Source organism: Marinomonas spartinae, assembly GCF_016461715.1.
Lineage (GTDB): Bacteria > Pseudomonadota > Gammaproteobacteria > Pseudomonadales > Marinomonadaceae > Marinomonas > Marinomonas spartinae_A.
Map to the genome: position 1 here is coordinate 84,177 of NZ_JAEMUI010000006.1, position 13,867 is coordinate 98,043.

General features: G+C 44.0%; 15 protein-coding genes. 13 read left to right on the top strand and 2 right to left on the bottom strand.

Translation table 11 applies throughout. The annotated features are described in order from the left end of the window. Both cmk and rpsA read left to right on the top strand, forming a co-directional pair. Positions 1 to 687, top strand: a complete 687-nt coding sequence (gene cmk, locus JHD45_RS07965; RefSeq protein ID WP_199475988.1) for a (d)CMP kinase — start codon at positions 1 to 3, stop codon at positions 685 to 687. A gap of 175 nt (positions 688 to 862) precedes the next feature. Then, positions 863 to 2,545, top strand: coding sequence for a 30S ribosomal protein S1 (gene rpsA / locus JHD45_RS07970; RefSeq protein ID WP_199475989.1), 1,683 nt, complete (start codon positions 863 to 865; stop codon positions 2,543 to 2,545). 154 nt (positions 2,546 to 2,699) lie between these two features. Here rpsA and JHD45_RS07975 read toward each other — a convergent pair whose 3' ends face one another. Together JHD45_RS07975 and tsaA are read right to left on the bottom strand one after the other, a co-directional pair. Beyond that, positions 2,700 to 2,957, bottom strand: coding sequence for a hypothetical protein (locus tag JHD45_RS07975; RefSeq protein WP_199475990.1), 258 nt, complete (start codon positions 2,955 to 2,957; stop codon positions 2,700 to 2,702). 92 nt (positions 2,958 to 3,049) lie between these two features. Continuing rightward, positions 3,050 to 3,772: a tRNA (N6-threonylcarbamoyladenosine(37)-N6)-methyltransferase TrmO gene (tsaA, locus tag JHD45_RS22515; protein ID WP_199475991.1), complete on the bottom strand. Its 723-nt coding sequence runs from the start codon at positions 3,770 to 3,772 to the stop codon at positions 3,050 to 3,052. Between the two features lie 129 nt (positions 3,773 to 3,901). Here tsaA and JHD45_RS07985 point away from each other — a divergent pair, with 129 nt between their 5' ends. The 11 genes from JHD45_RS07985 to lipB all read left to right on the top strand — a co-directional run bounded on the left by JHD45_RS07985 (position 3,902) and on the right by lipB (position 13,866). Further along, entirely contained in the window at positions 3,902 to 5,161 is a 1,260-nt protein-coding gene (locus JHD45_RS07985) for a glutamate-5-semialdehyde dehydrogenase (RefSeq protein WP_199475992.1), read from the top strand. Beyond that, complete coding sequence (gene nadD / locus JHD45_RS07990; RefSeq protein WP_245659074.1) at positions 5,151 to 5,834, top strand: nicotinate-nucleotide adenylyltransferase; 684 nt, start codon at positions 5,151 to 5,153, stop codon at positions 5,832 to 5,834. The genes JHD45_RS07985 and nadD overlap by 11 nt, the downstream gene beginning before the upstream one ends. Positions 5,835 to 5,848: 14 nt before the next feature. Continuing rightward, positions 5,849 to 6,202 carry a ribosome silencing factor gene (rsfS, locus tag JHD45_RS07995; protein ID WP_199475993.1) on the top strand — a complete coding sequence of 118 codons (354 nt, stop codon included), beginning with the start codon at positions 5,849 to 5,851 and terminating at the stop codon, positions 6,200 to 6,202. 10 nt (positions 6,203 to 6,212) lie between these two features. Next, positions 6,213 to 6,680 (top strand): 23S rRNA (pseudouridine(1915)-N(3))-methyltransferase RlmH, encoded by a 468-nt coding sequence (gene rlmH / locus JHD45_RS08000; protein ID WP_199475994.1) that lies wholly within the window; start codon positions 6,213 to 6,215, stop codon positions 6,678 to 6,680. 11 nt (positions 6,681 to 6,691) lie between these two features. After that, positions 6,692 to 8,566 carry a penicillin-binding protein 2 gene (gene mrdA / locus JHD45_RS08005; protein ID WP_199475995.1) on the top strand — a complete coding sequence of 625 codons (1,875 nt, stop codon included), beginning with the start codon at positions 6,692 to 6,694 and terminating at the stop codon, positions 8,564 to 8,566. After that, positions 8,563 to 9,684, top strand: coding sequence for a rod shape-determining protein RodA (rodA, locus tag JHD45_RS08010; RefSeq protein WP_199475996.1), 1,122 nt, complete (start codon positions 8,563 to 8,565; stop codon positions 9,682 to 9,684). The genes mrdA and rodA overlap by 4 nt, the downstream gene beginning before the upstream one ends. Continuing rightward, a complete protein-coding gene (gene mltB, locus JHD45_RS08015) occupies positions 9,681 to 10,751 on the top strand; it encodes a lytic murein transglycosylase B (RefSeq protein ID WP_233407704.1) in 1,071 nt (356 codons plus the stop codon). The genes rodA and mltB overlap by 4 nt, the downstream gene beginning before the upstream one ends. A 46-nt stretch (positions 10,752 to 10,797) precedes the next feature. Next, on the top strand, positions 10,798 to 11,661 hold the full coding sequence (locus tag JHD45_RS08020) for a septal ring lytic transglycosylase RlpA family protein (protein ID WP_325097270.1): 864 nt from the start codon (positions 10,798 to 10,800) through the stop codon (positions 11,659 to 11,661). An 81-nt stretch (positions 11,662 to 11,742) separates the two neighbouring features. Further along, the gene (locus JHD45_RS08025; RefSeq protein WP_199475998.1) at positions 11,743 to 12,891 is read left to right on the top strand and encodes a D-alanyl-D-alanine carboxypeptidase family protein; all 1,149 of its coding nucleotides are present in this window, start codon (positions 11,743 to 11,745) and stop codon (positions 12,889 to 12,891) included. A 25-nt stretch (positions 12,892 to 12,916) separates the two neighbouring features. Then, positions 12,917 to 13,222: a YbeD family protein gene (locus tag JHD45_RS08030; RefSeq protein WP_199475999.1), complete on the top strand. Its 306-nt coding sequence runs from the start codon at positions 12,917 to 12,919 to the stop codon at positions 13,220 to 13,222. Then, on the top strand, positions 13,222 to 13,866 hold the full coding sequence (gene lipB, locus JHD45_RS08035) for a lipoyl(octanoyl) transferase LipB (RefSeq protein ID WP_199476000.1): 645 nt from the start codon (positions 13,222 to 13,224) through the stop codon (positions 13,864 to 13,866). The genes JHD45_RS08030 and lipB overlap by 1 nt, the downstream gene beginning before the upstream one ends. The last annotated feature ends 1 nt before the right edge of the window (position 13,867 follow it).

The following is a 13,867-nucleotide window of genomic DNA, read 5'->3' on the forward strand; positions in this document are numbered from 1 at the left end:
ATGATTAACCAAGCCCCAGTCATCGCGATTGATGGTCCAAGTGGTGCTGGCAAGGGAACTGTTAGCCAGTTAGTCGCAGAGAAGCTGGGATGGCATTTGCTTGATAGCGGTGCCTTGTATCGATTGTTGGCGTTGGCTGTTTCCCATCATGGAATGTCTGTAGATGAGGTTGATACGCTAAAAGTGTTGGCCGAACATCTCGATATTCAGTTCCAGCAAGGTGATGATGAGGGAAAGGTTGAGATTGTGTTGGAAGGTGAGGTCGTCACACAAGCAATTCGAACGGAAGATGTGGGAAATGATGCTTCGAAATTGGCTGCTATTCCGGAAGTTAGAGAAGGTTTGCTGTTGCGTCAACGAGCGTTTGCGCAAGCCCCTGGTCTGGTGGCGGATGGGCGTGATATGGGGACGGTTGTTTTCCCCAATGCACCCATTAAGATTTTTTTAACAGCGTCCGCTGAAGAGCGTGCACAAAGACGTTTACAGCAATTGCAGCAAAAAGGCGAAACTGTTAATCTTAGCGAATTAGTTCAATCGATTAAAGAAAGAGATGAGCGCGATGCCAATAGAGCCATTGCGCCTCTGGTGCCAGCTGCTGGCGCTTTAGTGATTGATAGCACAGAATTAACAATAGAACAGGTTGTCGAGATGGTTTTTGCTGAAGCAGTGAAGGCTGGTCTCGCATAACCTGTTCTTTTGTGCGTGTACTGTTTTTTACAAGAATGTGCTAGAATAGATTGGATTTTATACAAGTCGATAGGAGACCAGCATACTTCTGTCGCAACATTCATAAAAATTGACCCGTATTTGCTGGTGGTACGGATAAGGCTAAGATTTTTTGGCCAACTATATAGGAAATACAATGACTCAAAGCTTCGCAGAACTGTTTGAAGAAAGCCTAAAAAGCGTCGAAATGGCGCCTGGCTCAATTGTTACTGGTATTGTTGTTGATATCGACAGCGAATGGGTAACTGTTCATGCAGGTCTTAAATCTGAAGGCGTAATTCCTCGTTCTCAGTTCCTAACGGAAAGTGGTGAGTTCAACCTTAACATCGGTGACGAAGTTAAAGTTGCGCTAGATGCTGTTGAAGATGGTTTCGGTGAGACTAAATTGTCTCGTGAAAAAGCGAAACGTGCTGAAACGTGGGCGGTTCTTGAAAAAGCTTACGAAGAAGGTGCCATCGTCAATGGTGTTATCAATGGTAAAGTTAAAGGTGGCTTCACTGTTGATATCGCTAACATCCGTGCTTTCCTACCAGGTTCATTGGTAGATGTTCGCCCAATCCGCGACACATCTCACTTGGAAGGTGTGGATCTAGAGTTCAAACTTATCAAGCTTGATCAAAAACGTAACAACGTTGTTGTTTCTCGTCGTGCCGTTATGGAAGCGACTAACAGCGCTGAGCGTGAAACACTTCTTGCTTCTCTTGAAGAAGGTCAAGAAGTTAAAGGTATCGTTAAGAACCTTACAGATTACGGTGCGTTCGTTGATCTTGGTGGTGTTGATGGTCTTCTACACATCACTGATATGGCTTGGAAACGCATTAAGCACCCAAGCGAAATCATTGCTGTTGGTGATGAAATCGATGTTAAAGTCCTTAAATTTGACCGCGAGCGTAACCGTGTGTCTTTAGGTCTTAAACAATTGGGTGAAGATCCATGGGTTGCTATCAAAGCACGTTACCCAGAAGGTACTAAAGTTACCGCTAAAGTAACTAACTTGACTGATTACGGCTGCTTCGCTGAGCTTGAAGAAGGTGTAGAAGGTCTTGTTCACGTATCTGAAATGGATTGGACGAACAAAAACATTCACCCATCTAAAGTGGTTCAGATTGGTGATGAAGTAGAAGTAATGATCCTTGATATCGACGAAGAACGCCGTCGTATCTCTTTGGGTATCAAGCAATGCACTATGAACCCATGGGAAGAGTTTGCTACGTCTTTCAACAAAGGCGACAAGATTTCTGGCGCAATCAAGTCTATCACTGACTTTGGTGTGTTCATCGGTCTTGATGGCGGTATCGATGGTCTTGTTCACCTATCTGACCTATCTTGGGATGAAGCCGGTGAAGAAGCGGTTCGTCAATACAAGAAAGGTGATGTGCTTGAAACTGTTGTATTGTCTATCGATGCTGAACGCGAGCGTATTTCTCTTGGCGTTAAACAGCTAGAAGAAGACCCATTTGTTGCTTTCGTTGCTGAAAACGATAAAGGTGCTATCGTCAATGGTACTGTTGCATCTGTTGATGCTAAAGGTGCGGTTGTCACTCTAGCTGAAGGTGTTGAGGCGACGTTGAAAGTATCTGAAATCAGCCGTGAGCGTATTGAAGATGCAACAACAGCATTGAAAGAAGGCGATAAAGTTGAGGCGGCGATCATCAATGTTGATCGTAAGGCTCGTACTATTGCGATTTCTATCAAGCAGAAAGATGCAACTGAAGAAAAAGCAGCACTTAAGTCTCACTCAGAGAAACAACAAGTTGAAGCAAATGGTCCAACCACTATCGGTGATTTGATCAAAGCGCAACTAGAAAACCAAAACTAAGATCTTAAATAAGTAAAATCTTAGTGAATAAAAAACGGGCTTCGGCCCGTTTTTTTTTATCAAAATTTTTGGTCAATTTTGCGTTAACACATTGACAGGAAAACTATACACAAAACATGTGGATAACTATGGGTATAGTCTGTTTCTTGGCTGGCTACCTTAAGCTGGCAAGTAGTTTTTGCATATCTTGTTCGTCCCACTCTTCCTTTTCAACGAGTTTTTTAAACTCTTCGCTGTGTTGGGTTCTGTGTAAGTTTTTCTGAAATTTGGCAAAATGCATTTCTTTGATCAGTTTTTCATCCTGTTCTGAGCGATACAGCTTTGGTTCTTGAGGAGAGGAATCCGATTGAGCATCAGAGAGGTTCATCTTGTTGATGGCTTTGTAAGTCTTTAAGAAATCTTTCTTATTCATAGCGCTCTCCGCTCGTCTTTCAATCAATTGCATGCCCATCGGTTACTTATTGTGAAGTATTCGTGTGGCCATTTTCTCGTATAGGTGTTCTCTCAACTTGTTTCCATATTCTCTAGATAGAGGATTTCCATATGATCATCACGAGCGCACCATTTCACGTTGATATCCCAAACAGTTGTACCGTGTTCTCGATCTACTTGCCCCACCAGATAGGAAGGGCGAGGGTCTTGTTGGACAATTTGTTTAATTAAAGAGGCAATGTCTCGATTATGCAATGCTTTATAGTCTTGGCATTGTTGATTTGCTAATGGTGAAAAGCACACGTCCATCACAGGAGAAGGGGATGGGGCAAACCCGCCTTGCGCATTAGCTAAGCTATCGGCATAGGGAAGGTAGGGTTTTATATCGATAATGGGTGTGCCGTCTAATAGGTCAGCGCCGTGTAAATCGATAAAGACTTTTTTCTCCTCTTGGTAAATTTTGCCCAGCTTAATTACCGATAGACCTATAGGGTTTGGTCTATGGGTTGATCGGGTGGCAAACACTCCCAGCTTTTCTTTGCCCCCAAGTCGAGGAGGGCGAACCTTGGCCTTCCATTTTTCATTTAAGCAGGCATGAAAAATAAATTGAACCCATATATGGGAAAATTGCTCTAACCCATCTAGTGTATCGAGTCGATTATAAGGGGCTATCAGTTCAATGCGGGCAGTGGCTTCGGAGACGAGCCCTGGCTGGCGTGGAATACCAAATTTCTCTTTATAACAAGAATGAGTAATACCAATGGTAGAAAAGGTGAAATTACGAAATGAAGACACTTTGGTTTCCTTTTTCCCTTAATTCTGAGCAAAATCAATAAAAATATTGTGATAGTATACTGTCAAGGTTAAGCCGACGTGATACTTTTGCGATTTTCATTTTATGTTTACTGGATTAGAGTTCAAATAATGTCTTTAGAATCTTATATGAATCAAATTGGTCAGCAAGCGAGAGCCGCCTCTCGTCTACTTGCTAAAGCTTCCACTACGCAAAAAAACGACGCTTTGCGCGCCATGGCAGAAGCACTGGAAGATGCACGACCTCGATTGATAGAAGAAAATGCTAAAGACATGGCTAATGGACAGGAAAAAGGGCTTGATGCCGCATTATTGGATCGTCTGTTACTAAACGATGCTCGTATCGATGGGATGATTGAAGGGCTTAAGCAGGTCGCGGCGTTACCTGATCCCGTTGGTGAAATCACAGACATGGTGTATCGGCCATCTGGCATTCAGGTTGGCAAAATGCGCGTGCCTTTAGGGGTGATTGGTATCATTTATGAGTCTCGACCTAATGTGACGATTGATGCGGCAAGTTTATGTTTGAAGTCTGGTAATGCAACTATTTTACGGGGTGGTTCGGAAGCCTTCCATTCTAATCAAGCGATTGCGCGGGCAGTGAGTATGGGGCTAAAAAAATCGGGTTTACCAGAAGAAGCCGTGCAGGTGTTAAATACGGTAGACCGTGATGCCGTTGGTAAGCTCATTACGATGGCTGAATATGTGGATGTGATTGTACCTCGTGGCGGCAAGAACTTAATCAAGCGCATTAGTCAGGATGCCCGGGTCCCTGTAATCAAACACCTTGATGGTAATTGTCATGTTTATATTGATGATGAAGCGGATCTTGATAAGGCGTTTACTATCTGCATGAATGCTAAAACTCGACGTTACGGTGTCTGTGGTGCGATGGAGTCTTTGCTCATCCATAAGGGTGTGGCGAAAGAAATTTTGCCTCGTCTCGTCGCTGCTTATCAAGAAAAAGGGGTTGAATTAGTCGGGTGTGATGGCTCTCAAGCCATTTCGCCTTCTGTAATACCAGCCACAGAAGAGGACTGGTATACGGAGTATTTAGCGCCTAAGTTATCCGTTAAGTTAGTGGATGACATTGATGAGGCTATTTTGCACATCAATAAATATGGATCCCATCATACGGATGCAATCGTTTCCAACAGTTATACCAAAACTCGCGCTTTCATGGCAGGAGTGGATTCTTCATCAGTGATGGTCAATGCATCAACCCAATTTGCTGATGGGTTTGAATATGGGCTTGGTGCCGAAATTGGTATCTCAACCGATAAAATACACGTACGTGGGCCTGTGGGCTTGATGGGACTAACCAGCCAAAAATACATTGTATTGGGCGATGGTCATACCCGTGATAATTAATTCAGTGACGCGTTCATCCTTAAAAGAAAGAAAGCATCCTTCTGGTACGGCGATTATGGGGGGGACTTTTGATCCCATCCATAATGGTCATTTGCGTGCAGCCGTGGAAATTGTGGACCGCTTTGCTTTTAGAGCCTTACGACTGATTCCTTGCTATCAGCCTGTGCATAAAGGTCAACCCAGTGTAACCGCACAGCAGCGTCTTGATATGGTTGAAAAAGCGATTTCTTGTGATGAGCGGCTATTAGTGGATTCACGCGAGATTTTGCGTAAAGGCCCGAGTTATTCGATTGATACCTTAAAAGAAATTCGTCAAGAGGTTGGGCCGGACGAGCCGCTTATTATGGTATTGGGCATGGACAGTTTTTTGTCATTGCCAACTTGGCATAATTGGCAGGCGCTAATTGAGTATGCGCACCTTCTTGTGGTGTCCCGCCCAGGGTGGGAACCTGATTTTATTTCAGAGTTGCAGACATTCTGCGAAAATTGTCGTGCCACCTCAGCTCATGAGTTACAATGCGCGCCCTCAGGTTTTGTCTGGTTCGAAATGTTGCCGTCTCTAGAGATCTCTTCTAGCATGATAAGGGCGCTTTGCAAAAAGCAAGAGTCCATTGCCTATTTATTACCCGAACCTGTACAGAACTACATTAAGCAAAATAATTTATATCTATAGGAAAATGTAAAAATATGAGTCAACCTAACTTCACAGCGGATCAAATCTTAGCTTTTGCGGTCGAAGCACTAGAGGATGTAAAAGGGGACAAGATTACTGTGTTGAACGTAGCGAATCATACTGACATGATGGATTACATGGTCATTTGTACCGGTACTTCCAAACGTCATGTGAATGCACTTGGACAAAATGTATTTGAGCACCTTAAGGCACAGGGCCTTCAGCCTCTTGGCTCAGAAGGTCGAGGTATGGGAAGTGACTGGGTTTTGGTTGATCTGCATGATGTGGTTGTGCACGTGATGACAGAAGAGGCTCGAGCTTTCTATGATCTTGAAAAACTATGGGATATCAAACCAGAAGTAATGTAAGGCACCTGTAATGCGCGTTCGACTGATTGCTGTAGGTAATAAAATGCCCCAATGGGTGACAACAGGGTACGACGAATATGCTAAACGTCTACCTAAGGATTTTGCTCTAGAGTTATTGGAAATTCCTATGTCGCCTCGCGGCAAAAACACAGATATCTCCAAGGCGATTCGTAAGGAAGGCGACGCGATGCTCGAGGCGATTCCATCAGGTGATAAGGTTATCGCGTTGGAAGTGTTGGGAAAAGAATGGTCTACGGAGCAACTTGCTGAACAAACAGAACAATGGCGCATGGACGGCTATAATGTAAGTTTGCTCGTCGGCGGCCCTGATGGCCTAGATCCAAGGTGTACGGGACGGGCCGATCAGGTATGGTCGCTGTCTCGTTTAACATTGCCTCATCCAATGGTAAGGATTCTTTTAGCCGAGCAGATCTATCGTGCTTGGACTTTGATGAATAATCATCCATACCACCGCTAAAGGGGCGTTAGGTGAGTCATCGACATCAAAACTTTCGTAATTATCGTCAAGAGAGACAGGTCACTCGAAATCGCATCATCGCCTCGGCTGTTTTTGTTCTACTTCTCGTCAGCGTTTTGCTGGGGCGTTTGTTTTATTTACAAATACTGCAACATAAGGTTTATGAGACTAAAGCTGATGATAACCGAGTATTACTGCTTTCTATTCCGCCCACTCGTGGTTTGATTTATGACCGTAATGGTGTTGTCTTAGCCGACAATCGGCCGATACACAGTTTAACGGTTGTCCCCGAACGCATTAAAAGTGTTGCTTGGTTAAAAAAACAGCTTGCAGGCGTTATTGATATCACTCCTGACGAATGGCATGACTTTGAACAAAAACTCAAAGAGTATCGCCGTCCCTACCAACCAATCACTCTAAAGTCGCAGTTAACGGATGCCCAGTGGGCACGTGTTGCTGTGGATTTATATAAATTAGATGGTGTGCAAGTCGAGGCTCAGTTGACGCGATACTATCCCTATGGAAAAGCGTTCGCTCATGCCATTGGTTATGTTGGTCGCATCACTGAAAAAGATCTAGATCGAGTGGATAAACAAGCCTATCAAGGGGCTCTTTTCATCGGTAAAACTGGTGTGGAAGGGTATTATGAGCATGTTCTATTTGGTAAGCCTGGTATTAGTAAGGTCGAAGTCAACGCCCGTGGACGTATTATGGAGGAACTGGGCAGGACACCGCCAGTACCCGGCAAAAGCATCCATTTGTATTTGGATGCTCGGCTACAGCAATACGCTTATGATTTGCTAGGAAATTATAAAGGTTCTGTGGTCGCTATTGATCCTAACACAGGGGGTATTTTAGCCCTCGTCTCTAAGCCTGGATTTAATCCGAATTTATTCGTCCGAGGCATTTCAAGTAAAGACTATGCCGCTTTGCGTAATTCGAAAGAACTACCATTGTTTAATCGAGCATTGCGTGGAGGGTACCCGCCCGCTTCGACGATTAAACCCTATATGGCCCTAGCAGGCCTTCAATACGGCTATTCTTCATGGACTGAACGCTATTTTGCTAAAGGGTATTATCAAATTAACCCTGGTGGGCGTAAGTACCGTGACTGGAAACGTGGTGGACATGGCTGGATTAACCTTCAGCGTGCCATTATCGAGTCGGTGGATACCTATTTCTATCAACTAGCGGATAAAATGGGGATCACACCTATTCATGACTTTTTATCTCGTTTTGGTTTTGGCAAAAGCTATTTGCTGGATCTATATGGTGCAAGCGATGGCATATTGCCTTCTAAGGCGTGGAAAAGAGCCAAATACAATCAGCCTTGGTATACAGGCGATTCGGTGAACGTGGGTATTGGGCAAGGCTATATGGTGGCTACGCCTATGCAAATGGCAACGGCCGTATCCATTATTGCGGCACGTGGACATTATTATTACCCACGTATGGTGAAGGATATTGGAGATAAGCCAGCGACCTTTGACGGTAAAGGTGGAGTGCATAACCTGATTTTGAAGGATCAAAGCAATTGGGACAAAATTATTACCGCTATGCATAAGGTGATTACCGACCCCAAAGGTACAGGGCGTCGTATAGATGGGACTGATTATACCATTGCCGGTAAAACGGGGACTGGGCAGGTATTCAGCTTGCAAGATGGCCAAGAATATGAAGCCAATAAACTGGCTAAGCGATTGCATGACCATGCTTTGTTTATTGCTTTTGCGCCTATTGATAAACCCAAAATTGCGATATTTGCGATTTTTGAAAACGGTGGTAGTGCAGCAAAGCCTGCCGAATTAACCAAAAAATTATTTGATGCTTACATTGATGGAAAATATCCCAAGCGTTATGACTATTTAAAAGGTAATAGCAAGTGAGAGATAGTTTTTTTGAAAGGGTGGTGGCGTTTACTAATGCTCGCCTGTGGAAATTAATCCATCTGGATATCTTGTTACTCGGCGCCTTGCTGTTATTGATGGCGGGTGGCTTGATTGTACTTTATTCAGCATCAGGTGAAAATATCGGCATGGTAGAGCGGCAAGGCGTGCGTTTTATCATTGGTATGGGGGTATGTTTAGGGCTTGCTCAGCTTCCTCCAAAATACATGCGTCGTGCCTCGCCTGCGCTATTTGCTTTTATAGTGGTGTTATTAATTGCGGTATTACTGTTTGGTATTGGTGCTAAGGGGGCTCAGCGTTGGTTAGGCTTACCTGGTGGGCTGCGTTTTCAGCCTTCGGAATTGATGAAAATTGTTATGCCCATGACGATAGCTTGGTACTTCTCTGATCGACAATTACCGCCTAGGTATAATGAAGTCTTAGTGGTGCTTGGTTTGATCATAGTCCCCGTTTTGATGATTGCCAAACAGCCTGATTTAGGGACGGCATTGCTGGTGGCTGTGTCGGGGATTTTTGTTTTGTTTTTAGCCGGACTGGGGTGGCGTTACATTCTGGGAGCGGCTGTTTTAGCTCCTATTGCGGGTTATGTGCTATGGCATTTCATGCATGATTATCAACGACAACGAGTGTTAACGCTGCTGGATCCCGAAAGTGATCCCCTAGGTGCAGGTTGGAATATAATTCAATCCAAAACGGCCATCGGTTCGGGAGGGCTATATGGCAAAGGATGGATGGAAGGCACCCAAGCGCAACTCAATTTTTTACCCGAAAGCCATACGGATTTTATTATCGCGGTATTAGCAGAGGAATTTGGCTTGATTGGTTGTTGTTTGCTGTTATTTGGCTACCTATTAGTTATTTCCCGTGGCTTATATATTGCTGCGAATGCTGAAGATAATTACGCGCGTTTGTTAGCAGGTAGTCTAACTTTGACGTTTTTTGTTTATGTTTTTGTAAATATTGGCATGGTCTCAGGCATTTTGCCTGTGGTTGGGGTACCCTTGCCACTCGTGAGTTACGGAGGGACGTCTATTATTACGATCATGGCAACCTTTGGAATTCTGATGTCAGTGCAAACACATAAAAGAGCGAGATGATGATAAAACTAGCATTAGGGATGTTACTAGTGCTTGGTCTGTCTGGGTGCAGTACCATGAGCCAAAGCAAAGAAACACTGCAGGAAGGTAATCGACTGGGGGTCAGTAACACGCTGTTGAAAGATGCCCCAGACTCATATAAAGACTCCTATGCCGCAGACCCAGAAGTACAGGCATTTATTCAGCAGATGGTGCGGGAAGATCACTATAACAAAGCAACGTTAGAGTTGGCTTTTTCGCGGATTAAGCCTCGTGAAACGGTTATCACTAAATCCAATAATCAGCCTGAAGTGATCACACCTTTTTATGATTATCGGAAAAATTTCCTGACTAAAAAACGCATAGAGGAAGGGCGGGCATTTGCCAAGAAAAATCACTATTGGCTGGAAAAAGCGCAGCAAGAATATGGCGTCGATTGGCATGTAATTGTTGCGTTAATAGGTGTTGAAACCTATTACGGCCGCATTACTGGGGGAAAGGATGTTTTTACTTCCCTCGCGACGTTGGCGTTTAATTATCCCCGTCGCCAAGACTACTTTCAAAAGGAATTACGGGCTTATTTGCTACTTGCTCGCAAGGAAGGTTGGAAAATTGGGGGAACAGACGGTTCTTACTCTGGCGCTATGGGCATGGTGCAGTTTATGCCGACCAATTACCAAAAATTAGCCGTAGACTTTGATGGTGATGGTCATGTGGATCTTTGGAACTCCGATGCGGATGCCATTGGTAGTGTCGCAAATTATATGAAGCATCATGGCTGGGAATACGGTAAGCCTTGTTTGGTTTTAGCACAGGTAAAAGATGCTAAGAAAATCTCTGATTGGGTGAATTTTCAACGTAAGCCAGTGAAGACAGCAGAAGAATGGTCTAAGTTGGGCGTCTTGCCTAGCCAGCCATTTCTACCTGAAAAAATGGGGCTGATCGGATTGCATACAGCAAAAAATGAAACCACCTACTGGTTGGCCTATGAGAACTTCTACACAATAATGGATTACAACCCAAGCAGACGCTACGCGATGGCTGTGCTTGAGCTTGCAAAGAGTATCGATAGTAATGAAGCTCACTAGCCTCTTAGTGCTCTCCATAATGTCCCTGTTGTCTTTGAGTGGCTGCGTGAGTAACGCTTCAAAGCCACTTGATTATGACCGAGCATCTGGAGGAGGGCGCTATAGCCTTTTGCAAGATAAAGCACCCGATCATGATGTAAAAGTGGATCACCTACCTGATTTGGTGCCCAAATGGGAGCCAAGAAGTGTTGGTGGTAATAAAAGCCCTTACGAAGTTTGGGGGAAAAAGTATTGGGTGATGAAGTCGGCAAAAGGTTATGTCGCTGAGGGAATAGCGTCTTGGTATGGTCTGAAGTTTCACGGTCATACCACTTCAAATGGGGAAAAATATGATATGTATGCCTTCTCTGCCGCTCATAAAACCCTACCAATACCAACTTATTTGAAGGTAACAAACTTAGGAAATGGTCGCACTGTGATTGTTCGAGTGAACGACAGAGGACCGTTTCATGGTAATCGATTGATCGATTTATCGTACGCCGCAGCGGTAAGGTTAGGGTTTCAAAAAAAGGGGCTTGCTCATGTGCGTATTCAGGCTATTACGGTCCCTAAAGGCGGCACTTATAACCCAGATTTGGATACAGCGGGGTCTTCTAAAAAAGAAGTAAATCCCCCTATAGTATTGGCTTCAGAGCCCGCTAAAGAGGATCAGAGATCCGCTGAGAAAAGCTTAACTTTCACCCACTTACAAGCCGGTGCTTTCTCAACAAAAGAAGCGGCTGAGCGCTTAAAAAATAGGTTGGTTCAGGTATTTGATACACAGATTAAAGTAGCAATAATCAAACAAAGTGATGGGTTGTATAAGGTGTTTTTAGGACCTTATTCGAACGATGAAGCGTTGGCGTTGTGGCAGAAAAAATTACTGGATGCAGGCTTTACAAAACCCATACGTGTTGCTCTGATTCCGTAAAGACGGTGTTGGCGTACTAGAGATTCCAAATTGCCTCTAGTATCATTTGTAAACTTTTCCAATGAGACGATGTTGTACAGTATGAAGCGATTCCTAATATTCTTATCCGTATTTCTAGGTTTAACGGCCACTGCACTTCGCGCAGAACCTACTTTTATCCCAGCGCCACCTGAAATAGCAGCTAAAAGTTATATATTAATGGATGCTAAAACGGGCGATATCATTGTTCAGCACAATGCTGACGAGAAATTGCCTCCAGCCAGTTTGACAAAGCTAATGACGGCGTATGTCACTGAGTACGAATTGGCCCGAGGTGATATTTCACTTGATGATAAAGTGAGAATCAGTGAGAAAGCTTGGCGTATGGGGGGGTCTCGAACCTTTCTTCGTGAAGGCAGTGTCGTACCACTAAGAACCTTGATTCAAGGAATGATTGTGCAGTCAGGTAACGATGCCACGGTTGCCATCGCAGAACATGTTGCTGGTAGCGAGTCTGCTTTTGTGGATTTGATGAATCAGCATGCTAAATTGCTTGGTATGAAGGACTCGCACTTCTCTGATGCAACAGGCTATCCTATCCCTGATCATTACTCTAGTGCCCATGATATTGCGATTGTGGCCAGAGCAATCATTAATGATTACCCACAGAATTATCATTTCTATAAAGAGAAATATTTCACTTATAATGGCATCCGTCAGCCAAATCGTAACCGCCTATTATGGCGTGATCCTTCAGTAGATGGCTTGAAAACGGGTCATACTGAAGCGGCTGGTTATTGTTTAGCGGCTTCTGCTCTTCGTAATGGTACGCGTTTGATTTCTGTCGTTATGGGCACGAAAACAGATGAGGCACGTGCGACTCAGTCACAAAAACTATTGGATTACGGTTTCCGTTATTATCAAACCCGTAAGCTGTATAGTAAAGGTCAGGTTATTGCTAATGCTACCGTTTGGGGCGGCGCTAAGAATAGCGTGAAAGTTGGTTTTACGGATGATGTGCTTGTGACATTACCACGCCAAGATGCTGAATCAATTCCTGCTAAACTGCAGTTGAAACCTGTGATTGAAGCCCCTATTAAGGTGGGTGATGTCTTGGGTAAAATTATCGTTGGTACTGACGGTAATACGATTCTTGAGCGTAATGTTGTTGCTCTTGAGCCGGTTAAACAAGGTGGTTTCTTCAAACGTATGTTTGATAAAATCAAACTGTTTTTTATGAATTTGTTTTAGGCCCTAACGGCCAAGTGGAATATTAATGGCTTTAATTACGAAAAATGGCGATCAAGCCGCCAACAGGGTGGATGCACCAAAAATTGAATTTCCTTGTGAAAATTATGTAATCAAGGTGGTATCCATTGACGTTGAGGGTGGACACGCTGAAATTGTTGAGCGATTGAAGGTGCATGCACCAGAGTTGGATCCTAAGGCAACTGGGATAAATCGTTCAAGCAAGGGGCGTTTCGTTAGTTATAGCTTTCGTATTCTAGCAACAGGTGAAGAGCAGCTATCTGCTCTTCACGCTGATTTAATGGATATTGAATTTGTTAAGATGGTTATGTAATGGATCAAGACTTAATTGCTCGTGATCTAGGAACCGTCGCTTACGAAGAAACTTGGGAAAAAATGAAACACTTTACCCAAGTCCGTACCAAAGAAGATCAAGATGAGCTCTGGTTGTTAGAGCATCCTTCTCTTTTCACTCAGGGACAAGCCGGTAAACAAGAACATTTGTTGGCACCTGGCGACATTCCAGTCATTCAAGTAGATAGAGGAGGGCAAGTCACTTATCATGGGCCCGGTCAGCTAGTCGTTTATGTTATGATAGATCTCAAACGCCTAGGTATAGGGGTTAGAGATTTGGTGAGTGCGCTTGAAAATGCCATTGTTAATGTATTGAGCTATCATAATATACAGGCTTACCCCAAGCCGGATGCGCCTGGTGTTTATGTTGATGAGAAAAAAATCGCTTCACTCGGCTTACGGATACGGAGAGGTTGTTCTTTTCATGGTTTGGCGCTCAATGTTGATATGGATCTGACACCATTCAACCGTATTAATCCTTGTGGCTATCAAGGACTTCAGATGGTTGATATGGCCCGTCTCACTAATGATATTGATTTTTCACAAGTTAAAACTCAGCTAGCTAATGCGCTGGCTGGGCAGCTCGGATATGCCAATCCGACGATCCAAAAAGGGTGGAAATAGA

Excerpts from the sequence above, each read along its gene's own strand:
- lipB (WP_199476000.1), top strand. The coding sequence starts at position 13,222 with ATGGATCAAGACTTAATTGCTCGTGATCTAGGAACCGTCGCTTACGAA.
- cmk (WP_199475988.1), top strand. The coding sequence starts at position 1 with ATGATTAACCAAGCCCCAGTCATCGCGATTGATGGTCCAAGTGGTGCT.
- JHD45_RS07985 (WP_199475992.1), top strand. The coding sequence starts at position 3,902 with ATGTCTTTAGAATCTTATATGAATCAAATTGGTCAGCAAGCGAGAGCC.
- JHD45_RS08030 (WP_199475999.1), top strand. The coding sequence starts at position 12,917 with ATGGCTTTAATTACGAAAAATGGCGATCAAGCCGCCAACAGGGTGGAT.
- rpsA (WP_199475989.1), top strand. The coding sequence starts at position 863 with ATGACTCAAAGCTTCGCAGAACTGTTTGAAGAAAGCCTAAAAAGCGTC.
- rlmH (WP_199475994.1), top strand. The coding sequence starts at position 6,213 with ATGCGCGTTCGACTGATTGCTGTAGGTAATAAAATGCCCCAATGGGTG.
- JHD45_RS08025 (WP_199475998.1), top strand. The coding sequence starts at position 11,743 with ATGAAGCGATTCCTAATATTCTTATCCGTATTTCTAGGTTTAACGGCC.
- JHD45_RS07975 (WP_199475990.1), bottom strand. The coding sequence starts at position 2,957 with ATGAATAAGAAAGATTTCTTAAAGACTTACAAAGCCATCAACAAGATG.
- mltB (WP_233407704.1), top strand. The coding sequence starts at position 9,681 with ATGATGATAAAACTAGCATTAGGGATGTTACTAGTGCTTGGTCTGTCT.
- rsfS (WP_199475993.1), top strand. The coding sequence starts at position 5,849 with ATGAGTCAACCTAACTTCACAGCGGATCAAATCTTAGCTTTTGCGGTC.